This is a genomic window from Pseudoalteromonas sp. PPB1 (assembly GCF_015356275.1).
GTDB lineage: Bacteria > Pseudomonadota > Gammaproteobacteria > Enterobacterales > Alteromonadaceae > Pseudoalteromonas > Pseudoalteromonas rubra_D.
In genome coordinates this window covers 25,349-50,609 of the sequence record NZ_JACEQV010000011.1, presented here as the reverse complement: position 1 = coordinate 50,609, position 25,261 = coordinate 25,349, and the positions used below count along the sequence as shown (strand labels likewise).

The 25,261-nt window shown below is 48.5% G+C and carries 25 protein-coding genes; 14 read left to right on the top strand and 11 right to left on the bottom strand.

Annotated features, from left to right (window positions below; translation table 11 throughout):
* Nucleotides 1-7: 7 nt before the first annotated feature.
* Nucleotides 8-631: a DUF2589 domain-containing protein gene (locus IY568_RS12665; protein WP_049866568.1), complete on the bottom strand. Its 624-nt coding sequence runs from the start codon at nt 629-631 to the stop codon at nt 8-10.
* 256 nt (nt 632-887) lie between these two features.
* Between IY568_RS12665 and IY568_RS12660 the strand changes: the two genes are divergently transcribed.
* On the top strand, nt 888-1,244 hold the full coding sequence (locus IY568_RS12660) for a RidA family protein (protein WP_194867741.1): 357 nt from the start codon (nt 888-890) through the stop codon (nt 1,242-1,244).
* 87 nt (nt 1,245-1,331) lie between these two features.
* Here IY568_RS12660 and IY568_RS12655 read toward each other — a convergent pair whose 3' ends face one another.
* On the bottom strand, nt 1,332-2,129 hold the full coding sequence (locus tag IY568_RS12655) for a DUF4437 domain-containing protein (RefSeq protein ID WP_323744745.1): 798 nt from the start codon (nt 2,127-2,129) through the stop codon (nt 1,332-1,334).
* Nucleotides 2,130-2,332: 203 nt separating this feature from the next.
* Here IY568_RS12655 and IY568_RS12650 point away from each other — a divergent pair, with 203 nt between their 5' ends.
* The gene (locus tag IY568_RS12650; protein ID WP_194867740.1) at nt 2,333-7,648 is read left to right on the top strand and encodes an alpha-2-macroglobulin family protein; all 5,316 of its coding nucleotides are present in this window, start codon (nt 2,333-2,335) and stop codon (nt 7,646-7,648) included.
* A 209-nt stretch (nt 7,649-7,857) separates the two neighbouring features.
* Complete coding sequence (locus IY568_RS12645) at nt 7,858-8,217, top strand: metalloregulator ArsR/SmtB family transcription factor (protein ID WP_343224677.1); 360 nt, start codon at nt 7,858-7,860, stop codon at nt 8,215-8,217.
* On the opposite strand, the gene IY568_RS12640 is transcribed toward IY568_RS12645, so the two are convergent.
* Nucleotides 8,214-9,473, bottom strand: coding sequence for an FAD-dependent oxidoreductase (locus IY568_RS12640; RefSeq protein ID WP_194867739.1), 1,260 nt, complete (start codon nt 9,471-9,473; stop codon nt 8,214-8,216). The genes IY568_RS12645 and IY568_RS12640 overlap by 4 nt on opposite strands.
* Nucleotides 9,474-9,552: 79 nt before the next feature.
* The gene (locus IY568_RS12635) at nt 9,553-10,536 is read right to left on the bottom strand and encodes a permease (RefSeq protein ID WP_194867738.1); all 984 of its coding nucleotides are present in this window, start codon (nt 10,534-10,536) and stop codon (nt 9,553-9,555) included.
* Nucleotides 10,537-11,071: 535 nt separating this feature from the next.
* Here IY568_RS12635 and IY568_RS12630 point away from each other — a divergent pair.
* A complete protein-coding gene (locus IY568_RS12630; RefSeq protein WP_194867737.1) occupies nt 11,072-11,581 on the top strand; it encodes a hypothetical protein in 510 nt (169 codons plus the stop codon).
* Nucleotides 11,582-11,662: 81 nt separating this feature from the next.
* On the opposite strand, the gene IY568_RS12625 is transcribed toward IY568_RS12630, so the two are convergent.
* Nucleotides 11,663-12,556 (bottom strand): LysR substrate-binding domain-containing protein, encoded by an 894-nt coding sequence (locus IY568_RS12625; protein ID WP_194867736.1) that lies wholly within the window; start codon nt 12,554-12,556, stop codon nt 11,663-11,665.
* Nucleotides 12,557-12,696: 140 nt separating this feature from the next.
* On the opposite strand from IY568_RS12625, the gene IY568_RS12620 reads away from it, so the two are divergent.
* On the top strand, nt 12,697-13,458 hold the full coding sequence (locus IY568_RS12620) for an isocitrate lyase/PEP mutase family protein (protein WP_194867735.1): 762 nt from the start codon (nt 12,697-12,699) through the stop codon (nt 13,456-13,458).
* Here IY568_RS12620 and IY568_RS12615 read toward each other — a convergent pair.
* Nucleotides 13,447-14,418, bottom strand: coding sequence for a LysR family transcriptional regulator (locus IY568_RS12615; protein ID WP_125560347.1), 972 nt, complete (start codon nt 14,416-14,418; stop codon nt 13,447-13,449). The genes IY568_RS12620 and IY568_RS12615 overlap by 12 nt on opposite strands.
* Nucleotides 14,419-14,577: 159 nt before the next feature.
* Here IY568_RS12615 and IY568_RS12610 point away from each other — a divergent pair, with 159 nt between their 5' ends.
* Genes IY568_RS12610 through IY568_RS12595 form a run of 4 tightly spaced genes read left to right on the top strand, consistent with a single transcriptional unit; the run spans nt 14,578 to nt 17,338 of the window.
* The gene (locus IY568_RS12610) at nt 14,578-15,786 is read left to right on the top strand and encodes an MFS transporter (protein ID WP_194867734.1); all 1,209 of its coding nucleotides are present in this window, start codon (nt 14,578-14,580) and stop codon (nt 15,784-15,786) included.
* On the top strand, nt 15,783-16,340 hold the full coding sequence (locus tag IY568_RS12605) for a hypothetical protein (RefSeq protein WP_194867733.1): 558 nt from the start codon (nt 15,783-15,785) through the stop codon (nt 16,338-16,340). Before IY568_RS12610 ends, IY568_RS12605 begins: the two co-directional genes overlap by 4 nt.
* A gap of 4 nt (nt 16,341-16,344) precedes the next feature.
* Nucleotides 16,345-16,746: a hypothetical protein gene (locus IY568_RS12600; protein WP_125560341.1), complete on the top strand. Its 402-nt coding sequence runs from the start codon at nt 16,345-16,347 to the stop codon at nt 16,744-16,746.
* Nucleotides 16,739-17,338 carry an SCO family protein gene (locus tag IY568_RS12595; RefSeq protein WP_194867732.1) on the top strand — a complete coding sequence of 200 codons (600 nt, stop codon included), beginning with the start codon at nt 16,739-16,741 and terminating at the stop codon, nt 17,336-17,338. The genes IY568_RS12600 and IY568_RS12595 overlap by 8 nt, the downstream gene beginning before the upstream one ends.
* Before the next feature lie 256 nt (nt 17,339-17,594).
* Here IY568_RS12595 and IY568_RS12590 read toward each other — a convergent pair whose 3' ends face one another.
* On the bottom strand, nt 17,595-17,780 hold the full coding sequence (locus IY568_RS12590) for a hypothetical protein (protein ID WP_010384442.1): 186 nt from the start codon (nt 17,778-17,780) through the stop codon (nt 17,595-17,597).
* Nucleotides 17,781-18,015: 235 nt separating this feature from the next.
* Here IY568_RS12590 and IY568_RS12585 point away from each other — a divergent pair, with 235 nt between their 5' ends.
* From IY568_RS12585 to def, 3 genes are all read left to right on the top strand, one after another.
* Nucleotides 18,016-18,561 (top strand): isochorismatase family protein, encoded by a 546-nt coding sequence (locus IY568_RS12585; protein WP_194867731.1) that lies wholly within the window; start codon nt 18,016-18,018, stop codon nt 18,559-18,561.
* A 20-nt stretch (nt 18,562-18,581) separates the two neighbouring features.
* Nucleotides 18,582-19,550, top strand: coding sequence for a GlxA family transcriptional regulator (locus tag IY568_RS12580; protein ID WP_194867730.1), 969 nt, complete (start codon nt 18,582-18,584; stop codon nt 19,548-19,550).
* 81 nt (nt 19,551-19,631) lie between these two features.
* The gene (gene def / locus IY568_RS12575) at nt 19,632-20,147 is read left to right on the top strand and encodes a peptide deformylase (protein WP_138536983.1); all 516 of its coding nucleotides are present in this window, start codon (nt 19,632-19,634) and stop codon (nt 20,145-20,147) included.
* A 68-nt stretch (nt 20,148-20,215) separates the two neighbouring features.
* Here def and IY568_RS12570 read toward each other — a convergent pair whose 3' ends face one another.
* A complete protein-coding gene (locus IY568_RS12570; RefSeq protein ID WP_194867729.1) occupies nt 20,216-20,839 on the bottom strand; it encodes an FMN-dependent NADH-azoreductase in 624 nt (207 codons plus the stop codon).
* Nucleotides 20,840-20,979: 140 nt separating this feature from the next.
* On the opposite strand from IY568_RS12570, the gene IY568_RS12565 reads away from it, so the two are divergent.
* Nucleotides 20,980-21,915: a LysR family transcriptional regulator gene (locus tag IY568_RS12565; RefSeq protein ID WP_194867728.1), complete on the top strand. Its 936-nt coding sequence runs from the start codon at nt 20,980-20,982 to the stop codon at nt 21,913-21,915.
* Between the two features lie 84 nt (nt 21,916-21,999).
* Here IY568_RS12565 and IY568_RS12560 read toward each other — a convergent pair whose 3' ends face one another.
* Nucleotides 22,000-22,929, bottom strand: coding sequence for a LysR family transcriptional regulator (locus IY568_RS12560; protein WP_138536977.1), 930 nt, complete (start codon nt 22,927-22,929; stop codon nt 22,000-22,002).
* 101 nt (nt 22,930-23,030) lie between these two features.
* On the opposite strand from IY568_RS12560, the gene IY568_RS12555 reads away from it, so the two are divergent.
* Nucleotides 23,031-23,513, top strand: a complete 483-nt coding sequence (locus IY568_RS12555) for a GNAT family N-acetyltransferase (RefSeq protein WP_194867727.1) — start codon at nt 23,031-23,033, stop codon at nt 23,511-23,513.
* Nucleotides 23,514-23,688: 175 nt separating this feature from the next.
* On the opposite strand, the gene IY568_RS12550 is transcribed toward IY568_RS12555, so the two are convergent.
* Together IY568_RS12550 and IY568_RS12545 are read right to left on the bottom strand one after the other, a co-directional pair.
* Entirely contained in the window at nt 23,689-24,177 is a 489-nt protein-coding gene (locus IY568_RS12550) for a DUF2314 domain-containing protein (RefSeq protein WP_125560325.1), read from the bottom strand.
* A gap of 106 nt (nt 24,178-24,283) precedes the next feature.
* The gene (locus tag IY568_RS12545) at nt 24,284-25,087 is read right to left on the bottom strand and encodes an SDR family oxidoreductase (protein WP_194867726.1); all 804 of its coding nucleotides are present in this window, start codon (nt 25,085-25,087) and stop codon (nt 24,284-24,286) included.
* Nucleotides 25,088-25,261: the final 174 nt, after the last annotated feature.

The window sequence follows — 25,261 nt, the reverse complement described above, 5'->3', positions numbered from 1 at the left end:
CAGGTGATTACTCTTTTTCGATAATCGGGTCGATGTTCTTCGTAAAGGCATTGATGATGGTGGTTACACCGGTTGGCAAAGGTAGCTGACCAGCATGGACATCCACTTCATACTTGGCTTTATTCGATGCCTCATAGTGCTCACGTTGTTTCGAACTGGATTTACTGCTGTGCGACACAGAACCATGGACTTCTACCGAGAACAGGCCGGCATTGTATTTTGCCGTGATGTCCGCTTTGGCCGCCGTTTCCTGCTCAGACTGCTTTTCATTGTCCTTAGACATTGAGCTGGACACTTCCATTTCGAAATGCACTTTCACATCATCCACCGCCAGAGAGTTCAGCGGGATCAACGTTAACAAAGGTAACTTCAGCGTGATATTCGCTTCAGACGTCGCTGTGCCTTTGATCACTGGACGGCTCAGCGTGAACTCGACCATAATTGGCTTGAGCTGACTTGAACTCCCCTGGGCCCCCCCGGTTGATTTATCAAAGCAGGTACTAAGCATAAACTGCGTTTGCGTACGTGCCATCATGCCATTTGCATCTGTTGCAGCTTTCAGTGGGCCACCGATCAGCGACTTCATAGGTAAGCCACTGAATTGCTGCGCCATAGATACCAGTCCAGACATAAAATTCTCCTCAAAAATTACACTTAAATTCGCGACATCATGTCGCCTCAGATAACGTTCACTACCAGGTCAACGTTGGATGCCATGTTAGGCGTCAGGCAGAAATAACAATCGGTGCTTTAAGGCAATAATTCGGGGACATCTGGCAAAGACAGGCTGGAGGATAAAGGGACAAAAGCACTTACACAGAGCAACAGGCAGTGATACCATCAAAGCCTGTTATTTGTTCCACTATTTATTGAATAAAGGACCACCCGTGATACAGAGAATTGATACCAAACAACGCATGAGCCGCATCGTCAAACACAATGGCACCATCTATCTATGTGGTCAGGTGTGTAAAGACGCAGAGCAGGGCATTAAGGAACAAACCGCCACTATGCTTGAGAAAGTCGATGAGCTGTTGCTTCAGGCTGGCAGTGATCGTGAGCATATCCTATCTGCCACAATCTATATCAAAGACATGCAGTATTTCAGTGAAATGAACGAAGTGTGGGATGCCTGGGTACCTGAAGGCTACGCACCTGCCCGCGCTTGTGTAGAAGCGGCTATGGCTAGAGACGCCTTGCTGGTAGAGATTTCAGTGATTGCAGCTGAGATCAACCCAGCCTAAAATAATCAGCCCGGTTTTTTGTGCCGGGCTAATTTTCTCGAACACGCCTGACCTATTCACGTATCATGTGAAATGCCTGGTTTGTCCTCACGTAAAGCAGGGTAGGTGCTTGGCACTCAACGCCATTTGTACAGCCCCCTGAGCGGCAAGATAACTACCAGCTCGTAACTCCGGGCTTTTCTGAGTGTTTGCCCGCAAGACAGTAATGGCCCCCTGGATCACCACCGCTTTAAATTCTGTACCCGTGCTGGACAAGGTCACCTTTGATTTTGCAGGTAATTTCACCAACACGCCTGTCAACTGATCTTGCTGCCATAAGTTTGCCAGTTGAATATCTGCGCCCTTAAGCTGTGTTGACGTATGCTGATCCAGCCAGGTCAGGTTCGCATAGTGAAGGTTAACAGGTCGCTCACCATTATCAAATTGTTCGGCAGAAGGCTTAACCAAATAAGGACCCTCGTCTATTTCAAGGTAAATCATATTGCCCGGTGCATTGGCGGACGTAATGTGATCTTCCCCAGCCGGTTGAGTCCAGTAAGATCCCGGTGGCATCCACATCGCTTTGGCCTGAGGGTCGTCGTTATGCAGCAGGCCTTCTATCACAATACCGCGATAAGACACATTATGAATATGAGGCGGTGACGAGAAGCCAGGTTCAAATCTCACCAACATGCCAGTCGCGCCAGGTTTTGTTCTGTCTCCCCACAAGTTCGCAGCCCTCGGGCTCTTATCACCCCGAGCCGGATTCAGATGACCCCATTCAATTTGCTCGGTGCTAATAATCGTTACCTCATTACTGCCCGAACTCGTATCCTGAGCCTTTAAAGCGTGAGAGAAAAAACATGCCGAAATAATTAACGTGCTGAGTAAACTGGATTTAACCACGAAGATAATCTTCCTGTGAAAACGACAAACTGAATGTACATCAGTTTAAGCCCTCAGATACAAACGATAAATTGGCTACGGGTTGAAAGATTATCAAGGTTTGATTGATAATCACCCTAAAACTGCACTTTTTCACCCCAATTCCTGCTGGCAGGCGTTATAGGTTTGATCAAGTTTCCAGCTACTCAGAATAAGGAATACACATGTTGCAAAGAAGCACGCTGTTGTTGCTCACCTTCGCCATCTGCCTTTTTCAGGCGCAGGCACTAGAGGTAGAGAATGTCCGCTTTAATACTCACAAAAACAAGCTGACTCAAATTCTGATCCAGTTTAACGAAGAGGTTGCCCAGCCGGGGCAGGTACCCAGCCATGCTCAGCTATCTCGCATCTGGCTTTCGGATAAGTATAAACAGCTGTGCCGCTGGCGCTTTGTATCGCTGAACAAACTCAGCTGTGATTTATATGCCGGCATAAGTGCCTATGTGCCGTTAGAAGTCCGTATTGAAGCAAATTTCCCCGGTCTGCACGCTCAATTACAAGAGGACTATACAACACAGTGGCATAGTGCAAACTGGCCCCTATATATTGATGAGTCCCACGAACAGCAGCTTCAGCTGAGGTACCGTGCAACCACCGACACAGACAAGCGCGCAGTGTGGGACATCACACACTCCCTGACCTTTACACTCGATGGTCAACCAGTAACACCAAGCAAACGGCACTATGACGAGTACAGTGATAATCGGGGTTATTTGCTCACCTTTGATTTTGCAGCATCACTGCAACCTGGCAGCCTGGAAATCACCTTGCCAGCTGGTTTTCGTCCAACAGAAGCGCATATAGCTTTACCTGCGCCACAACCGATCCCGTTTCAGGATCAGACCTCGCAACCACCCGCAGAGGCCAAATTTATGGGTGTTTTCTGTGAGCAATCTTATCCGTTTGACTCTTTCTGGTACAAGACCTACCACGCACTCTCCCTGGACGACATCGCTACTTGTGCTCCTGAGTCTCTGGCATTCGGATTCAATCATAAAGTAGAAAAGTTCTGGCTCATGGAGTCTGTGATTTCACCATCTATTTCGACCCAGCCAGTTATCATCACAGGCAGTGCCCGTGAAAACCCAGGTGACGATCTCCACTACTACCCGGTCGCACTCAAAGGAGATACCGACTACCAACTCAACTTCAGTGCATTGCGCTCTGACTCAACAAAGCAAGCCTTCTCAGGGGCTGCCAAGCTGCATTTTAGCACAGCCCCCAGTAGTCCATACTGGCAGATAAGTGATCAATCTGGCGATGCATACCAAGCAGATACGCACGCCGAGTTACCACTGATGACACGCAATACGCAGGATCTCTCAATTCAGTTTTACCCGGCAAAAACTCTGACGCAATTACATCACTGGCTGACTACAAAAGACAAAACCACGCTGCTCACCAAAGTGCCCGATGTATCACGCCATATGGACAATCAGTTGCACCAATCGCGTTTGCCCGTCAGTGCCCGGTTAAATGACCAAAGTGGGGTCCTGTTTTACGATATACGAGGTGCGAGTACAGCCTCCATTTATGCAAGCGACGTTGAAATGCGCCAGCATCAGCACACGCTGATCGCCTCCGATTTTAACCTGACAGTACATCAGGGACCCGGCATCACACTTCGCAGCAGCGAATTTAATACGGATGTCCCAATGACAGACGTTGAGATTTATCTCGCCTGTCCGTCATTCGTCACCCCTAAACAGCTGGGAAAGAGTGAATCTAATGGCTTGTTGACGCTAAGTTATGGTACATGGCAATCATTACTACCACACAGTGACCTTAACTGCTGGCTATGGGCCAGCAAAGGCGAAGCACATGCCATAACCAAGATCACCCCAAAACCTGCCAAGGCCATCACGGGCAGTCTGCTCAATAGTCAGCCAATTTACCGGCCAGGCTCTGCCATTGATTTGAGTGTTGTGCTGTATCAACACACCCAGAATGGCCTGCAACCTCTGCTAGATAACGTCGACCTGATCCTGCGCGACAGAGACACTGACCATACGGTTCAACTGGAGCAAAGGTCGATATCTGAATTTGGCATACGACAATTTCACCTCACGAAGGGATTAGACAAAGCGAGCATCTATCAGGTAAGCGCCGAGGTAGCTGGAGAGGCATATTCGTTAGGTGACCTCCTTGTCTTTGAGTTCATTCCGCCTGAAGTAGAATTGAGCTGGCAACACCCGGACATGGCATATAAAGACCAACCAATAACCATCTCAGTCAGCGGTAAAACAATGAACGGCTATACAGCAGACAACCTCAGTGGCGAATTAAAATACCAGTTTATCCGCTTTGGCTATTCAGACTTGCCTAGCGACTGGCCACAAGATTACGAATTTAGCAGCAGCAGAGAAACTCCGGAAAACCGGCATCAACGCACAGTTGCATTAAGTGCCGGCGGCCGAGGAGCATCTGCCCATTTTACTCCCACTGAGACCATGCCGCTGGTTCGACTCGCATTGTCTGGCAGAGTGGTCACTGAACAGGGCGAAATGCACTTTTTCGATCAGGCACTGACCTACCTGTCGCGGGCACATTACATTGGCTTAAAAGAATCAGACGATAAAGTCCATATCATCGCTGTTGATCAGGACGGTGCGCAGCTATCGGTACCGGCGGCCGTCTATGTGGAAGTATCGACCAGTGAAAGCGGAAAAGAACGCACGGAGCAGGTTTTGCTATGTAAAGTGCAAACGCCTGCATACTGCGACCTGCCAGACGATGAGTCGGGCTATTATTCGCTGGATATCCGCAGCGGAAAACAAAACTACTTATGGCAACGTTACCTGTTCAGGCACGGCCCCTCAAATGATGAGCATACGTCAACACATCAACTAACCTTATCTGGTGACAAACAAGTCCTTGCCGGACAGGAGTATGCTTTCTCGCTTGATGCTCCACAAGACGGTGAAGCCCTGGTTTTCGTCACTGCGGGTGAGAACCAGGCATTACACACCTTCGCTGTCAAACGGGGCAGCAACGACTTAACATTGGCGATACCAAACAGCTGGCGTCCCGGTTTTGAGATAACAGCAGTAATGCCATATACAGACAAACAAAGAACCGTGTTACGCCAACAATGGCAAAACAAAGCCAATCAAGTACTAAGCGAATGGCAAACTCAGCCTCGCTTTACGCTGGCAAGCTCTGCACCTGCAATGCCAGATAAACCTGGCATCCATGGCCAATTCGCCAGACTCACAGTGGCCGTTTTGCCAGCCCAAAGCTTATCACTTGAGGTGACGCACCCGGATGCAGTGCCGGCCAGCGGTCAACTGGATATCACCCTGTCGAGCAACCAGGATGCAGACATTCAGCTCTGGCTGGTCAATGATGCGTTGTTCAACATCGCGTATGACGAGGTCACAGATATACATCTGGCGGAGTTGTTTAACCAGAGCCGCTATCACCACCGCATTGTCAGCAACTACAATCTGAATAACTGGCTGGTTGACCCCCAGCTAACCCAGCAACTGGAACAGACTAGTCTCAGAGCTAAATACGAGGCACTGAGAATGACCGGCTCGAGTGTGGCCGACAATAATTCACAAGCATATGCACTGGCACAGTCTGTATGGCAACCTGTTATATCACTTAATGCTAATCAGGAAAAAGCCGTCACACTGGCGTTGCCTCAGTTGCTCGGGCGTTGGCGTGTCTTTGCTGTTGCACTGAATGCGCAGGATACTCAGACGTATACAGGCACCCTGACCAGCCATGCTCAGCTGGAGTATCATGTGACACATGCGACACATTTCATTCAGGGTGATGAGGCCATCATCACTGTCAGAGCAGCAAACCGAACGAATACAGCACAAAAGGATACAATGCAACTCACACTGAACGGTCAAACGCTCATTGGCCAAAGTATTGTGCTAAACAGTCAGGGAGAGCAAGTCATGCATGTGCCGCTTCCCGAATTAGACCCCGGCGAGTACACGCTGAAACTTTACAGCAGGCGCCTAAACAAGCCTCGGTTCTCGACCTTTAAAGTGAGTGACAATAGTCGTATTGTTCAGGCAAGGTGGCTACTCGACCCGGCTCGTCAAAACACCATTGCGCTGGCAGATGATGCAACGCTTGTCTCTGGCGAAGCACACCCCATTAAGCAGCTCGCGCCTAATTGGTCAGCCTTGACACAACACCATCAGCATTACCCGCATCAATGCTGGGAGCAAACCTTATCCAGAGCTTTAAGCTACAGTGTAAACCCCCTTGCCAGTCAGCTTTGGCCTGATGGCAAAGCGTCCCTGCAACACGCTTTAACGAAAGGGGAAACCGAGAATTTAAGTTGGCATCATAACATTGGCTATGCCTATTATCCGAACCGTAACGCTGACCCGATGCTGAGCGCGTACACCCTGCTCGTCAGTCACTGGCTGAGTGGCAGCGACTTCGACCTCAACACCGACCAAGAAACTCTTGAATCGATGGCAGCTAACCTGCTTAAAGCATTGCAAAGGGCCCCACACAATCGACGCCATTTCATTGATGACAGTGCTGACTGGCAGTGGTGGGCTCTGGCACAGAAAGGTCAGGTGACACTCGAGCAAATTTTGAGCTGGCGACAGATGTTCGGCGTATCTGGTACCCGCAGTAATTTGCTACAACTCTTAGCAATGAAAGCCGCAGGTTATAACCAGCCTGAACTGGAAAAAGCCCTTGCCCGGCTGCTGGATGAAGGCTTTCAGGATCAAACCCTCAGCGCACTCTCCGGACCACAGGAGCAGTGTCTTGCATTAATGCTCACAGAGCGCAAGACGTTAACCGCGCAGCTCAGCAAGCTGGCCATCAGTCGTCAACATCGACAAGGGCATTTTGGCAATACACTGACAGATGGGATCTGCTCACTCGCCCTGAAAGGCCACCGCCAAAGCGGTTCAGTTCCCGTGACAATTACACAGCACAACTCCTCTCAAGACAATGAGCAAAGCTATCATATTGACTCACCTCTGAAAGAAGCATATTGGCTAACAGTACAGAGCCGCCAACCACTGGCGTCTCCCACTGTGGTAAATAGCGGACTTGATGTGACACGTCGATACCAGGTGTACGACAACAATCGCTGGCAGCCATTTGCAGGGCAAGCACTCAAACCCGGCAACCTGATCAAAGTATCACTGGAAGTGTTTTCAGCCGAAGACCGGGCACATGTACTGTTAACCGATACCCTGGCTGGCGGATTGCATGCACTTAACCCTGAACACCGTTATACCCATTACAAAAACTGGTTACAGACAGATTACGCTGATATCACGCTGCATCTGCAACAGACCAAACAGGGTGCACAACAGGCCACCTTTTATCAGGCCCACCTCAGCGCCGGCACCACCACATTTGAATATCTGGCACAAGTACGGGCCAGTGGCCTTTATCTCGCACCGCCAGCCAGAGCTGAAATGATGTACCAGCCAGACATTGCCGGCAACAGTAATGCGGAGACGATCTCTATAGCCACCTTACCCTAAGCTTTGTGCATTCCAGCATCACACACTCGCGGGCTGAAAACTCACCCCGCGAGTTGATATATGGGACCTCTCAGCTCAAAGAGACTCCAGACAAATTGGTGCTCGGGTAACGTTTTAAAGATCCGTACAACTGAGTGATAACAGGCAAAGGACGAGCTCTGAAAAAGCCGTTTTGCCTCATTCGTATATTTCCAGTATTATGGAATTATATGAATGAGGAGCAAGATATGGAACTGGCATCTGCGGCAGATAAGCTCGCCGAACTGGGACACACCACCCGCTTAAGTATTTTCCGATATTTAGTGAAAGGGGGCACGCATGGCGTACCCGTTGGCGAAATACAGGCTGCGCTAGATGTGCCGGGTTCTACTTTGTCTCATCATATTAATCGGCTGGTAAAAGTGGGGCTGGTCAAGCAAAGGCGAGAAAGCCGCACACTTTACTGCGTGCCTCAATACGATGCACTGATTGAGCTGATCGGATTCTTGCAAGAAGAGTGTTGTGTCAATCAGTCAGACGATCCCAGCTGCAGCAATACATGTGATACCGCTCAGGGCGAGCCAAGCTAGCCACAACATGCGCCCTGTTGCGCCTTTGGTGCACCAGGAAATCTCAACTGAGACGAGCGAGCGGCCTCTGCATTACCCGCCAGAGATTCGACAATCGAGCGCACCTGCTCATACCCGGTGAGCATTAAGAAGGTCGGGGCACGTCCATAGGATTTCATACCCGCAATGTAAAAGTGCGCATCATCATGAGACAACTCATCAACTCCGTGTGCACGCACTGAACCACAACTATGCAAATTTGGGTCAATCAATGGTGCAAGCCGCATTGGTGCTTCGACAACATGGTCCAAATCCAGCCTTAATTCTCGCAACATCTCCAGGTCAGGCCTGAAGCCGGTCGCAACAATGATGTTGTCGACCTGTATCCCGATATCAGCTCCTCCCGCCAAAGCGCGGATATTCAGCCCATGCCCGGCCCGGACAATTTCTTTGATCTCTAATTGAGAAACCAGCTTTAGTGTATCATTTTCTATGGCCTTTTTGGCCGCCAGCCCGAGCTGCCGGCGCGCAGGCACTTTGTCGTTGATGCCTTTGCCCAGCAGCTTATCGATGTTGTTTTTACGCATGCCCCAGGTCACTTCGGTACCTGGCTCTGCCGCTTGCAGCTCAAGTAAATCCAGTGCGATATTCATTGCCGAGTGGCCGGCACCCACCACCAAGTTGCGTTTTCTTGCAAAATCGCTTCGCTGAGTGCCCAGAATATCAGGGATACCATAATAAACACTCTGCTGATTGGCCAACTCACCTGGCACAGATAAACCATCAAGCCCCAGCGGGTTTGGACTCGACCAGGTACCGGAAGCATCAATCACAGCATCACTGTGCAATACCTGGATCCCTAACTCATTTCGACAATGCACAACAAAACGTGCACTGTCACGACCTTGCGTAGTATGCTTACTGACCCCGGCTTTAGACACACCAAAGACCTCAGTTCCATAGCGGATATGCTCCGCCAGTTCAGGTAATTTCGCCGCAGGTTGCAAGTAGTGCTCAACGACTTCCCGGCCAGTAGGAGTTACATTGGCGTCTACGCCATGCCAGCCATGCTCAGCCAGCAGGTTTACCACGGCCTCATCCAGCATATAGGACCAGGGCGTAAACAGGCTAACGTGTCCCCATTGCAACATTGCAGCCCCAGCAGTGTCACCTTTTTCAATTATGGTGGGGCGGATCCCTTTTTCCACCAGTCTTGCAGCCGCAGCCAGGCCGATGGGTCCGGCACCAATAATAATGACTTCTTTGATCGGTTTCATATCAGGTTACCTCTTGATTAATCGTATCTAACTCAGGCGGTCGGCTTAGCCTGCCAACCTCTAAAAAACAAATAAACGGCTAAAAAATGAGGGTATATAAGTACCCGGCAGTCATCGCCATCCCGAGTACCACACCCAGAAATGCCAGGATCATCTGCGTTTTGAAAATGGATTTAAGCAGGATAACTTCGGTCAGGCTGGCACCAGCACTGCCAATGATCAGCGCCATGACCGACCCCAGTGCCATACCTTTTTGCACTAAACCGGCACTCAGAGGGATCACTGCAGAAGCTCGGATATACAAGGGAATACCAATGACTGCGGCAAGTGGAATGGCATACCATTTGTTTTCACCGGCATAGTCAACAATGAGCTCTGTGGGCACAAAGCCATATATGAAGGATCCTATGGTGATACCAAGTAGTAAATAGGGCAGGGTAGCAAGGAAGTCTTTCCAGGTTGTTCGCCAAATTCGCAACCAGCGGTTTTCTACCTGTTTTATGTCTCTGTCGGGATTTTTCTTACCACCACATTGACTACTTTCCGGGTTAAGCGGCGTCTCTTTGCTCGTCTGGCCAGCCTTGCAAGCAGACTGACTGACCGCAGCCTGATAGGCTTCATCCCTAACATAACGCTCAAACCCCAGTCGCTCCAGCAAGCAGCCCGACACGACCGACGTGATCAGAGCAACCGAAAAATAGAACACCGCCACATCCAGGCCGAATGTCACAATCAATAAGCCAATAACAATGGGGTTCAACAGTGGACTGGAAAATAAGAAAACGGTAACGGGCCCAAACCCGGCCCGTGCCTGCAGTAACCCTTTTAAAAACGGGATCGTTGAGCAGGAACAAAACGGGGTGATTGCTCCCAGCAACGCCGCAATCATGTAGCCCTTACCTTTGCGGGCACTCAGATTTTCCCTCACCTTTTCAGGCGTGATGTACTCCTGCAGCACACCCACCAAATAGCTTACGACAAGAAATAACACGGTTAACTCCAGCGCAAGGAACACAAACATATCGGCCGCTTCTTTAAGCATGACCTGCATTTCTGGTGACATACGTCTCTCCTGATCTAATTTTATATTTCCAGTATTATAGAAATATAAAATTAGATCAATCTATATTTCTGTAAATATGGAAATATAGATCGGGAAAGCAGTTCACACATCATCCAAAAAGTGCATGAAATCTAACTAATCTATTGAATTAAGAGATAAAGTTTAAAAAGGAAAAATCATTAAACATCCGCATAAAGTCGGGCGCGTCCACCTTACTTGTTAGAGTACGTTGTGCGATAGAGATACAGCTCTACAGCATGGCAACCCATAAAATGGCACAGGGGTTAAACATTGTATCGGTACCAAAACACTCACTTTGCAGCATATTTAACCCCCATAAAAGAGCCCGTTCCCATGCCCTGTCAGACAAATGCAAAAGTAACAATGAGACCTACTCCCGTAATGACATCATATTATTTTCAGTTATATCAGAACTTATAGAGTTACTTTTAACCTGAAACCAATTAATATTTTGTAAACATATAAGTTACAAGACATCAAACCTACAACACGAAAAATCATCAAGGAACGCGCAATGAAAATAATAAATTCTTTAATAATGACTTTGGCGACTATTTTAAGTGCTTTTGCAGCCATTATGTCATGGCAGGCAACACAAGAAGCAAATGAGGTAACCAGTACTATGTACCGTCAACAAGCCGTTAAACAGTTTGAAGAGCCATTCTTTTCTTTATGGAAAACCGCTTCTCATCTGGCTCACCAAGGCAAGCAAGGTGACATTGCAGAAGCTAAGGCAAACCTGACACCAATCATCAGTGAACTTCGTCAAAGGGCATGGATGTTTGAAACCATACATTGTGCTCAAAGTGTGGAGCAGGCAGGGTCACTGCATAGCCTTGTTAGTCAACTCATGACGGAATTACATAACTATCAAGATAGTTCCAATGAAGGAACCGTTCAAAGAAAATTCAACTGGCAAACAGGCGCAAATAATACGATTGAGAATGAGCCCACAGGACCAGGGACTCTTTATAAGATCGGAGAAAAGATTACCTTTTACGCCAACTACAATGGCCGTTGCTAAGTTTATCCGCTCTGAGCCAATAATGTTGGGAGGTAAAGATGCGGACCTCCCAGGCTTTCCATCATGTTATATAAATAATGATTATCTTAGCTCCTGCGCTTTTAACCAGTTCATAAATGTTTGTAAGCGAGCGATCCGGGCAGAGTTGGGATCGTAAACCAGATAGCGTTTCACCGGGTTAGGGTGAGGAAGTTGGAACGGAACAACAAGTTCACCGTTATCGAGCTGACGGCGAAACAAATACGGTACAGCCAGGGTAACACCATGGCCGTTGGCCACAGCGCTGAGTGCCATATCCGTGCTATTAACATAGGTCCAGTGCGGGTGATCCACATAGTCTGCTACCTGTTGCGCCTCAAACCAGCTTGGCCAGTCATACGCACCGGGCTGCTCCAGCGATACCAACCAGGTAGCCAGCAGATCAGCCGGGGTATTGAGCGGTAAAGACGCTGCCAGCTGCGCAGAGCATACGGGTAACACAGGTGAAGTGCCAAAGTACTCACAGGCCAGCGTGGTTGGGGTGTGCTTTTCGACCTGTGTGCCGAAACGGATCGCCAGATCAATGCGAGCGTGTCGCAAGTCTTCAAAACTCGCGGAAGAGTGCAGGCGAATGCGGATCTGTGGATACAAACTGGCGAACTCCTGCAATCTGGGCATCAGCCACAAGGTATTAAATGCCTGCGTAGAACTAATGCTTAGCTCTCCCGCCAATTCTTCCTGACGCAGGCTATTAATGCCATGACCGATCATAGTTAAAGCTGGCCCGGTATGCTCTGCCAACGTACACCCGGCCTGAGTCAACTGCATTTGGCGGCCGACTCGTACAAATAGCCGTTGCCCCAACTGCTGCTCCAGCATCCGCATTTGCTGACTGACTGCGGCCTGTGAAATACATAACTCGGCGGCGGCCAGACTATAACTCTGATGTCTTGCCGCACACTCAAATGTCACCAGCAAATTGATATTTTTGAACACGATAGGGGCACTTCCGAATTCCAGGACAGACAATATTATAAGCTGAGCTTATAGTACAAGTCGATTTTTATCGTTGGTCTTTGAAACTGGGTAGCCGCACTATAGTGACCACAAAACAGTGATAATATCAGCGAGATAATATGCAAGCATTCAAACAATTACATCAACAAACAAGCCCGTTTTTACTGGCCAATGTCTGGGACGCCGCCAGTGCTAAAGCAGCACAAGAAGCAGGATATCAGGCGCTGGGGACTTCCAGCGCAGCCGTTGCCAGCGTACTGGGCTACGAAGATGGCGAACAAATGTCTTTCGACGAACTACTTTTCATGGTCACTCGGATCAGCCGTGCCACCGACTTACCTTTAAGTGTTGATATCGAGGCCGGTTACAGCCGTGATCCACAAATAATAGCAACTCACATTCAGCAACTTGCGCAACTGGGTGTAGTCGGAGTTAATCTCGAAGACAGCCAGGTAACTACAGCCCGCACCTTAATCGATGCCGATGAATTCGCGGCGCGGTTAAAGGCCGTACGTCATGAGTTGGCCGCCCAGCAGACCGACATATTTATTAATGTGCGCTGCGATGCCTTCTTACTGGGACTCGACAACGCGTGCGAGGAAGCCTCGCATCGGGCATCTAAATATCAGCAAGCGGGGGCCGATGGTTTGTTCTTACCCTGTATTACCCAACAAGCAGATATTCAGGCCATCACAGAGACTTGCCAATTGCCCCTGAATATCATGGCAATGCCAGATTTGGCCGATTTTGACACGCTTGGTGCACTCAAGGTGAAACGGATCAGTATGGGCAATTTTGCCTTTGAAGGAATGTACACCCACCTAAACCAGCAACTTCAAGAGATCCGCTCACAGGGCAACTGTGCGCCCTTATTCGGCTGATCGAACAAACTTCACGCATGGTGGCCAGTGCTGCGCCCAGGTATGGGTTGGTGTTTCTTGCTGTGCCTCCAAAGCGGTAACCAGGAAATCCAGAAATACCCGTACTCTGGCAGGCAAATAGGCACGTTTTGGATAAATCGCAAACACCCCGCTGTCTGGCATAGGTGCTCTGAACGCGGGGTAAAGCGATACCAAAGCCCCGCTTTTGAGTCCCGCTTTAGCGAGAAAGTGCGGCAACTGAGCGAACCCGAAGCCATCAGCACACAATTGGGCCATGGCTTCACCATCATCCGTAATATGCGTACGGTGTAGCTCACAGAGTTGATAAACACCGCCTGCATCTGGCAAAAAAATCGGTTGCAGCTGCTGTGTTTCTTTTATCTTAAAGCCTATCCAGGCATGTTCGTTGAATTCGTCAAGACTAACAGGCGTACCGTGCTGCTTAAGATAGTCCGGTGACGCACAGACCACAAAATCCATCGGGCTCAGACAACGCGCAACCAGACGGCTGTCTTTGACAAAGCCGGTGCGCAATGCCACATCAATGTCCTGCTCGATAATATCCACATGCATATCATCAAGGGATAGTTCCAGTGTGATCTCCGGGTAACGCTGGCAAAACGCTTTAAGCAAAGGGCGTAGATACAAATGACCATAACACACCGCAGAATTGACGCGTAACCGCCCTCTGGGGGCATCATTGAGCTGCCTGAGTTCGTCTTCACAGCTGGACAGTGCCTGAATGCTCGAACGCACGGTTTGTGCATAGTGACGCCCGGCCGCCGTTATCTTCAGTTGCCGGGTAGAGCGCTGGAATAAAGTCACCCCGAGCTCAGCCTCCAGCCGGCTCACGGCTTTACTGATGGTGGAGGGATCGGTATTGCAAACTCGTGCGGCAGCCGCAAAACTTTGCTCTTCACAGGTTGCCAGAAACAAGGTCAGCGATCTCAGTTTATCCATAAAAGTCAGTCCTGTGATTTGGGTAAACACCTTAGATATTGGCACTATATCAGCAATTATTCATGAATAGTATTCACGACTAAATGGCCAGGACTGTGGTTTTTCAAGCTCTCGCAGCCACTTAAAGTATCCGCAAAGATACTCAGGAGGCGACAGACTATGTTAAATCGTACTACAAGCAATGCAGCAAACTCATGGGTCAGTTATTTTTGCCTGGCATTCGTTGCCATGGCCGGGCTGGCCTACCTTAACTTTTTACCTGCAGTCGTGGATGCGCTGGCAGGCGACATTGGTTTTTCCCCACAACAGGCCGGCACACTGGTAGCCAGCAATGGCTACGGTGCATTACTGGGCAGTATCTGCGCCATCTTTGTGGTTCGCCATATTGCCTGGAAGCAAGCTTTACTCATTACCTTCCTCGCACTGTGTGCAATGGAATTCTGTACAGTGGCATGGAGCACTTACCCTGATTTGTTGGTCTGGCGCTTTATCGCTGGTGTACTGGGCGGGTTTAGTGTGGGTGTGTCATTTGCCATACTGGCGCGTTTAAATAATCCCGACAGAGCATTCGGCGCATTACTGTTGATTCAGTTTAGCATCGGCTCAATGATTATCTATGCTATACCACACCTTGAAACCTTGCTGGGTAACTACGCGGTGTTTTACACCATGGCGGGTTTGGTGTGCCTGGCCCTGTTACTGTTGCCCTTGTTACCCGCATTACCAGCCGCAAATCATCCCAAACAGCAGACACAACGCTTGCAGCTATCAGCCAAGCGCAGCCAGTTACTACTGGCGATGCTGCTCTATCTGGTTGCCGCTAGTGGGATCTGGGCCTATGCTGGCCAAATAGGGCTGGCGGCAGGGATGTCGCAGCAACAGACCAGCCAGACAATTGCAATGACGGGCTTGCTGGGGCTAGGTGGCGCGCTGTTACCCATACTCAATCCAAACAGGGCTCACCGCGCAGTGTGCTTAAGTGGCGGTATTTCACTTTCAGCCATGGCTGCCTTATTGCTTTGCTTTGCACACTTCGACTTGATCTACATGCTTGCACTGGCACTGCTGTTTTTTGCCTGGCCAGCGGTACACGCCTATTTGCTAGCAGTAACGGCTGAGCTGGACAGCTCAGGTCAACTCGCTTCCTTATCAGCGGTGGTATCCAGTGTCGGGATGGCATCCGGGCCGCTCCTCGGTTCCGCATTACTCAGCAACGATGTCTTCACCACAATGTTGAGCACCTTTGCTGCCTTACTTGCTCTCTGTCTGGTATTACTACTCGGGCCACTAAAAACCCCCAGGCAGGCGCAATCTCAACTAATCACAACGCCTGAACAAGATTACCAAACCACAAGGGGTATCCGATGATCAAATACATACTGAACAAAATGCTCATTTCGATGCAGAAAAAGTACGACTACGATGTCACCTATATGCAGGATGTGCTGTCTGCGGATCTGAGCGCTTTTTTTAAATATCTGAAATTTCAGTCTATGGCAGATTATCGTGGCGGTTTACCTGCCGCCCCCTTGTATGCAGCCAAATTACGCGCCATTTTGTGGGACGACTGCGGTCCCTGCACTCAGCTGCTGGTCAATATGGCACTGGAAGCCGGCGTGCCTGCCTCTCAGGTCAGTGCAATTATCAACAAGGACCTTGCAGCACTGCCAGATGAACTGGCGCAAATCGTGGAGTTTACCGACCTGGTCTTGGCCCACAATCCCTGTGCCGATGATATTCGTCCACATATCCGTTCAAAGTGGGGAGATAAGGGACTTATCGCCATTGCCTTTAGCATCAGCTCATGTCGTGTCTACCCGGCACTTAAATATACTCTGGGGCATGGCAAAGCGTGCAGCCGTGTCGTCGTGAACGAGCAAACACTGACTCCAACAGATAAAAAAAATGCAGTCACAAGGTAATGTTATGAGCGGGAAAATCACCACATCCATTGCTGTCTTGCTGGGGCTGGCGGCGCTGGCAAATGGCGTGTTTATGCTCTTCTATCCGCAGCAGTGGTATTGGAGTGTGCCCGGTGTGCCTGATCGGGGTTTTTATAATCAGCATTTTATTCGCGATATCGGTATGTTGTATATGCTGATTGGCGGGGCATTTAGCTACGGCGCTTTTTATACTCGCTACCGTTTTCAGATATGGCTGTTTCCTACCTTGTGGTTAAGCTGTCATGCGTTATTTCACTTTTGGGAAGTGCTGGTCGGGATCTGCGGGCCCATTTTTCTGCTCATTGATTTTGCGGGCGTCACCTTGCCCGCTTTGCTGGGACTGTGGCTGTGCTGGCAGGTAAAAAAGGAGCAAATTGATGCATAGCAAGTACGCAGTCCTATCGACGCTGTTTATCGGCTTAGGCTTGGGTATGCTGCTCCCGGTCGCCCAACCAGCTCAATCTGTCGTCACGCAGCCAGTCATGCAAAAAACAGAGCGACACTTGAGCGCCTTTGAGTTACACAGTGTACAAGGCACGTTTGATCAGCACGCACTACTAGGGCAATGGACAATCGTCATGTTCGGGTTCACACACTGTCCGGATATTTGCCCAACGGCACTTTCCCGGCTAGCAGCTCTGGAAACACACTTAACAACACGCTCCACCGAAGGAACATTTGCGTATGTGTTTGTATCCGTCAACCCGAAGCGAGACTCAACACCTACGCTCAATAAATATGTACGCTATTTTAGTCACTCCTTTATGGGGGTTACGGGTCACCCAGAACAACTGAAATTACTGGCTCGCAGTGTCGGGGCGCAATTTCAGGTTACCGCAAAGCCGGACAATTACCAGGTTGCCCATTCCACCATGCTTTATTTAATTGGTCCAGAGGGCAAACTGCGCGGACGTTTTAATATAGATACTGATCTGACTGAACTCGCTCAGCAACTTAACAGCTTCATAAACCAGTAGGAAATTAACTTTATTGATTATCAACGAGGGCTTGAGAGGACTATTTACATCAAGTGATTACCAATGAGGATGTCTGCGTGTAAAGGGGCTTTACAAAAAAGTACGGCAAAGAAAAAGGCAACCTGTGGTTGCCTTTTCACGCGATTAATTCGCTTTTTTGATCGCTTTTTTCAGCTTTTTGATTTTCGCTTCATGTTTTGCGATTTTACCAGTACGTTTCTGTACTTCTTTCTTTAGCTTTTTAACATCAACTTTCTTAGCCATCCTGATCTCCTTTGACCGGTTTCTCTTGCTCTGGCTTGTGTTTTTTCACAAACCGCTTAATAAACTTTCTAATTTCGCGGGAAGAAGACGTATCCAGCTCATTGCACAAGGCAACAAACTCATCTCTTTGCGCTTTATTAATACGCACAATCAATTGTGCATCTTTGTTGTTCGCCATGCTTTGCTTCCTGCAAGAGGGCATCTCAAAAGCCCTTGTGTATATACAACGTATATACATTTTAAACACCTGTCAACTCTGGACTGTTTTTTTGTTCAGCCCCCTGAGCAGACACCCCTCCAACTAAAGGCCAGATAGGTCCTATCTATGTCTGTAATTCGTCTCTTTTCCTGCCCCTAATGCCCCTACACTAATCTCAACAAACACACTCAATATACAAACAGGAAAACAACTTATGAATAAAGCACTACTCGTTATCGACACTCAGGATTCCTTCTATCACACCCCTTACTGGTCTGTGCGTGATCTCCCCGATTTTCAACATAATTTGACCCAGCTGATTGGGGCATTCCAGCGCAACCAGTGGAAAGTAGTCAAAATTCTTCATAGTCGGGAAGATGTTGCAGACAGCCCCTTCAACCCGGCGTCGGGATTTGTCAAACCTATGGCATTTTTGGATACTCAGTTTGATAAAACTTTTTATAAATCGGTACATAATGCCTTTACCGATACGGGATTGGCTACATGGCTGAAGCGCGCTAAGATAGACTGCGTCGTAATTTCAGGTATTCGAACAGAACAGTGCTGCGAAACAACGGCACGTATAGCCAGCGATCTGGGATTTGACGTTGAATTTGTGACTGACGCCACGTTAACCTTTGATATGCAACATCATCCCAGTGGAAAACATTTTAGTGCACAAGCCATAAAGACCCGGACAGAGCTGGTACTGGCAGAGCGGTTTGCAACCGTTCATCGAACACGCGACTACCTGGCATAAAACCACCGGGAAAAACACACATGACCATGCCAACACCCAGACAATTTTATTTTGTACTGCTCAATGACACCTTACCCCTTGATCTGGCAGGACCGTTACAAGTGTTGCTTGAGGCACAGCGCGCAGGACAGGCCATCGACATACATTATGTCAGTGCCGAAGACACGCAAATTATGGATGGTGGCCTGAGATTGCATCAACTCAAGCCCTTACCTGCTAAGCTGAATGCAACCGACGTGGTCATATTGCCCGGCTGCAATGACGCCTTTGCAACCTATAACAATCCGGCTGGTTTACGCACCCAGCAATGGCTAAAGGCACAGGCCAGATATGACCCATATATCTTATCCATCTGCTCAGGGGCAGTACTGGCAGCCAAAGCCGGATTAATGGAAAATAAAGCCTGCACCACACACTTTGCGCTCATTGAGCGCTTTCGCAGCACATTTAGAGCCAGTAAAGTTGCTGACAATCGTATTTTTGTCCAGGATGGTAAGCTATTCAGTAGTGCAGGCATCAGTTCCGGTATCGATATGACACTACACTTTGTCTCAGTGTTATTCGGTGAACACATTGCAGCCCGGGTTGCCAAAGAGATGCTGGTGTACTTTCGTCGCAATGGACAAGATCCTCAGCTTAGCCCCTGGCTTTGTCATCGCAACCATATGCACCGAGCCTTGCATCAGGTGCAAGATTTAGTGTGCAATCAGGTAGATAATCCGCACAGACTGCAAACTCTGGCAAATGCGGCCAACCTGTCAGTTCGCCAGCTGAGCAGGTTGTTCAAGCAAAATCTCGGGATCACGCCTGGCGAATATGTGAGTGCTATTAAAGTTGCTCATGCCAAAACGCTCCTGTCGAGGAGTAATATCCAAATAGAGGCCATCGCTGATGCCTGTGGCTACAGCAGTGCTCGTCATTTTCGTCGTATCTGGAACCAGTTTGAAACGCTATCTCCCTCGCAATACCGCCAGGCCCATCAACAGTGAGCGATACGCTTGCGTTTCTCTAGCTTTACCTTGTATTAAGTATTAAACTGCTATTTTTCATAGAGATATAACAATAATAAGATGGCAATTTTAGAAATTCTAACCACACCTGATCCCAGATTACGCGTAGCAGCTAAACCGGTAACCGACATCGCGTCAGTTCAAACCCTGATTGACGACATGCTCGACACCCTGTATGCAACCAGCAACGGTATTGGACTGGCAGCAACTCAGGTTGGCCGCGAAGAAGCGATTGTGATCATTGACATATCAGACGAACGCAACGATCCACTGATCCTCGTCAATCCTGAAGTAGTAAGTGGCAGTAACAAAGCAATGGGGCAGGAGGGGTGTTTATCTGTTCCTGATTATTTTGCCAATGTTGAACGCTACACTGAGGTTACAGTTTCAGCACTTGACCGCAATGGAGAGTCCGTTACAGTGCAAAGCGATGAGTTTCTGGCCATTGTTATGCAGCACGAAATCGACCACTTGTCGGGCAACTTGTTTATCGATTATCTGTCGCCACTCAAGCGCCAAATGGCCATGAAAAAAGTAAAAAAATACGTCAAAGCGCAAAGCAAACAAAGCGCTTAAACTAAGCTGTGCTCAGATATTAGCCAGCAAGGTTTAATTTAACATAATTATTGCTGGCTTATGTGGACTCAGGCGACAGCATTCACCCAGTGATCCACCTGAGCTTTCGCTTGCCTGGTCGCCACTTCACTGCCAATATGTGGCATACTGATCCCATATGCGGTGATCACATCAATGTCTGCAATACCAATAAAGCCAAGCACCTGTTTGAGATAGGGTACCTGAAAATCCATGGCATGCATTTCTGGCATCGACATATCAGCTCCCGCACTGGCAATAATGACGGCCTGTTTACCCTCCAATAACCCCTTCGGACCCTGCTCTGAATAAGAAAAGGTCAAACCAAAACGACAGATCTGATCGATGTAATTTTTCATCAAACTCGTCACACTGAAGTTATGCATAGGAGACGCAAAGACAATAATATCAGCCTGTTTTAGTTCATCGATATAAAGCAATGATGGTTGTGCAACCGCAGTTTGCTCTGCCGTGAGTGCATCCTGATCACCATAAAAGCTATTGAGGATTTGATTATCATAAACTGGTGCAGGCGTCTGGCTCAAATCGCGTACTGTGAAAGCCAGGCTTTCATTCTTATTTTGCAATTGTGATTGCAAATAATCAGCGATCTCACTGGATACAGAAAATTCGTTTGCCGGGCTCGATTTGATAATAAGCACTTGTTTTGTCATAGTAATAACTAAGTATCTCTGAAAATTTCAGATATTATTGCGCGAAGATGGCTTACGAAAAAGTGTATCAGCCACAAATCAGTTTTGTCTTTTAGACAAAAATAAACTAGATTGTCTGAGAAAAAACATCTTGGATCACAATGGATAAGCTCAGAGCACTGCGCTATTTTAAGCGTGTTGTTGAATTGAATAGTTTCAGCGCTGTTGCCGAGGAATTTTCGGTGCCCGCTTCTTCTGTATCAAGACGAATTAAAGATCTGGAAGCGTCACTGGGGATCGAACTGATCAAACGAACGACTCGCCACGTCAGTATTACAGAGTTAGGGCAGATCTACTATCAACATATTGGTGAGATCCTCAGTAAGCTGACTTACGCCGATGAACTGATCTCACAAAGCTTTGATAACCCGAGTGGTACGCTAAAAGTCAGCGCGCCTCCCGGCCTGTCGAAAGCGCTGCTGGTACCCTTGTTTCGGCGTTTTCGCCAGCAATTTCCAAATATTTTGCTCGACCTCGACTACACCAATGAATATGCACTCTTCGGGCAAGACTCTGTCGATCTGGCGATCAGGGGTGGACCGGTTGACGATACCCGTCTTATCGCCAAACCGCTTATTCGCAGCGGTTTTACACTGTGGGCGCACACCCAACTGGCTGATCGACTAAATACTCAATTTGGCACCACCAACTGGTCTATCGAGCAACTCTGTCGCTGTCCGGCCATCATGTTTCGCAGTAAAACTGCCCTCGTCCCATGGTGGGTGCACGAGCAAGGCGACTGGCAGCCTGTGTCTAGTCAACCAGTTCTGATCAGCAATGACAGTGCAACTTTACTGGATGCGCTTGCTCAAGGCGAAGGCATGTTGCTGGCCCCCGACTGGCTGCTCCCCGCACATCTAAAAAACCAGGTAACGCCCGTTGCACAGCACCATAAGTTGTCGCCTGGTAAGATACACACAGTTGAAATAAACCTGGTATATCAACACGCCAAGTACCAGCTACCGAATATAAAACTCAGCGTCGACTTTATATGTGACTATATGCGTACTCATGCTGCCGATATGGTAAAATTCTGATCTGAATTAACACATTGAATTATATAAACTAAATTATATACCTCAGTGAGCACACCGGTATTCGCGGCGTCAGCTAACAGATCACTATTTTACTAACTTGGTTTCATCATGGTCTAGCTCATGAAAGTCACAGAACTGAGTAATAAACCAGCCAATTTTAGGATCGCGCTTGCGCGTCCGGTGCCAGTACAACTTTAACTGATAGTCAGGCACCGGGAGCGGTGGCGGCTGTAACTGAAGGTTTAATCTGTCACACACCTGCAAGGCATAACGCCTGGGCATAGTCAGCAACATATCACTCTCTGGTAGCAACGTTGGCGCCACCAACACATGTGGGGTTGTCACTGCGATGGTTCTGGATTTCTTAATTTTTGCCAATGCTTTATCGACTATCCCCCGACGCTCATTCCATGGCGCAATCAATATGTGCGGATATGCTATAAAGGTACTCAAATCTAATTGTTGTTTGTATGGGTGAGACTGACAACATACTGTCACGTAAGCATCTTCAAACCAGCTAAGCTGGGTCAGGCCCTCCGAGAATTCCTGCTGATGCGCAAATCCACATACCAAATCCAGGCTACCTTCTTTCAGAGCCTGCTCTGCTATACGTTCCTCCAGCTGCACAAAGCGGATATCCAGATTGTCAAACAAGCCAACCAAATGAGTCACAAAAGGTCGCAGACACCAGGCTGTGTAATCGGTCACCGCTATCGTGAGTGTATGAGGTTCATTTGCATCAAACGGACTAGCCTCTTGCAACCCTCCTTCCAGCATCTGCAAAGCCGGTAACACGGTCTTTGCCAGCCGATGTGCATGCGCGGTTGCCAGCATGCGATTATTCACCCGCACAAACAGTTCATCACCCAGGCGCTCGCGGAGCCGGGTCAGTGCGTGGCTACATGCAGACTGACTGAGATTCAGCTGCTCAGCAGAGAGCGTAACCGAGCCATTCTGATACAAAGCAGCAAACAGTTTAAGCAGATTAAGATCCAGATTAGGCAAGTGTTTCATTAATAATATACATTTAGCGGTTGCAATCTATGCACTTTATTCATTTATGAATTGAGCTTACACTGAGTAACCATCATGTCAACTTTGGAAAGAAACAGCCGATGAGTATCACGATCCGCCACGCACAAAAAGACGATGCAGCAACAATATTGCATTTTATCAATGAATTAGCCATCTATGAGAAAGAGCCAGACGCAGTACTCAATACAGTCGCGGATATTGAGCAAAAACTATTTGGCAATGATGTACGCGCTCACGCCCTGATCTGCGAACAAGAGGGCGAGGCCATCGGTTTTGCCGTGTATTTCTTTAATTATTCGACCTGGCTTGGTAAATACGGTCTGTATCTGGAAGATCTGTATGTTGCTCAGGATCAGCGCGGGCAGGGCGCAGGTAAAGCATTAATGAAGTTTCTGGCTCAACTGGCCATCGAAAAAGACTGTGGTCGTTTTGAATGGGTAGTGCTCGACTGGAACAAGCCTGCGATCGATTTCTACAACAGTATTGGCGCCAAACCGCAGGACGAGTGGATCATTTATCGCCTGACAGGTGATGAACTCAGAGCATTTGCCGAACAACCTTAACTCAAGACACAAAAATGCGCCCCGCTCTCGGTTTAACTGCATCAAATAAGTTAACAGCGCTTATTACCATCGCCATCATTCATGTAAAGGGCGCCTGCGGGCCGCAGTGTCATAGAGAAGAGTCGATTTTTGAGTGACCTAGCCAAATACGCAGCCAAAAAGCCATGGCGCAAAGTTAAACGTATTTGCCCTGCATTTCCTGAAGCTCACGGGGCAGCTCAACGCCTTCACGTTCAGCGATCGCAAACATGGCGCGCTGCGTGAACCCGCCGTAAATGTTGCCATCTTTGTCTGTGATCTGCCAATCCTCAATGTCATCGAAGTGGCAGGTGTAATTATGCGCAAGTTTACCCTGATGCGTGACAGGTGGCGTGACCAGAAAGACACTGATCTCATCACCTTTTATCCCCTCAACGTGCGCACCAAGGTGCTCAGAGACACCACAGTCACTTTCAAAGTCGAGTTTCACGAAGGCATCTTTGGGAAATTGGCGATACAGGGATTTGAATTCATCTAATGACGCTTTGGCATCTGCCACAGCCTGGAGCAGCAAAGGATCATTTGGGTCAGTCTCCAGCGCGGGGTAATCCTCAGAGCTGGAGCTATAACGGTTGTGAAGCCAAAAGGCCAACACAATAAAGACAACAACTAAACCCCAATACATAGGCTCAAACTCCTTGTGATTGCGACATCTGTTGAATTGAGCTTAGCAAACTAATTAGCCGGACAAAAGCCGGTATCAAGATTATACCGGCCTGGTTTGATATGGCTTAATTTGATTTAGGCGCGGCGCTGCTGCCAGCCAGGATCCCACCATCAATATTCAGCTCGATCCCTGTCACATAGGCAGACTCATCAGACGCCAGATAAAGCACCGCAAAGGCCACATCCATAGCATTGCCCATGTGTCCAAGCGGAATATCGGCAGCAATACCGGCAATTGCCGCATCCCGAGCTTCTCCTTCACCTAACATGGCATCCCACATAGGCGTTAAAATGGCACCCGGGTGCACAGAGTTACAACGAATAGGATAGCCTTGTTGAGCACAGTACAGGGCCACTGATTTACTGTGATTACGTACAGCGGCCTTACTCGCTGCATAAGCTGCTGCGGCCGGGATCCCGACCAAACCGGAACGCGAGGAGATATTGACGATACTGGCAGCCTGAGAAGCCTTCATAAGCCGGATCCCATATTTACAGCCAAGTGCAACGCCATCGCTGTTGGTGCGTTGCACAGTATGCCAACTCGCTAAATCTAAGTGCTCAGGGTCATGAGGGCCCGCAGTTTCCAGAAACCCTGTTATACCGGCATTGTTAACCAAAATATCCAGTCGACCGAACCGGGCTCGCACAAAACCTTCAGCTGCTTGCCAATGTGACTCCTCAGACACATCGAGCAGATGGAAATGCGCACGCTCACCGAGTGTGTCACATAGTTTTTGTGCCTCTTCAGCATTTTTATCTGTGATGATCACCGTGGCTCCTTGCTCAATAAAGCATGTGGCAACCGCAGCACCAATGCCACGTGCAGCACCTGTGATCAGGGCAATTTTATTATTTAGTCTGGGCATAATATTCTCCATTTATAGCAATCTGTTAAATTGCAGCAAAGTGGTAGCTATAAACAGAATAACCAAAACGCAGTCAGAGCCAGGCTGGCAAAAAAAGCCGCAACGATACCATGCAGAGTAGGAAAATACGTAAGCTTGAATTGATATCAAAGCATCAAAACTGGCGTGTGGCCA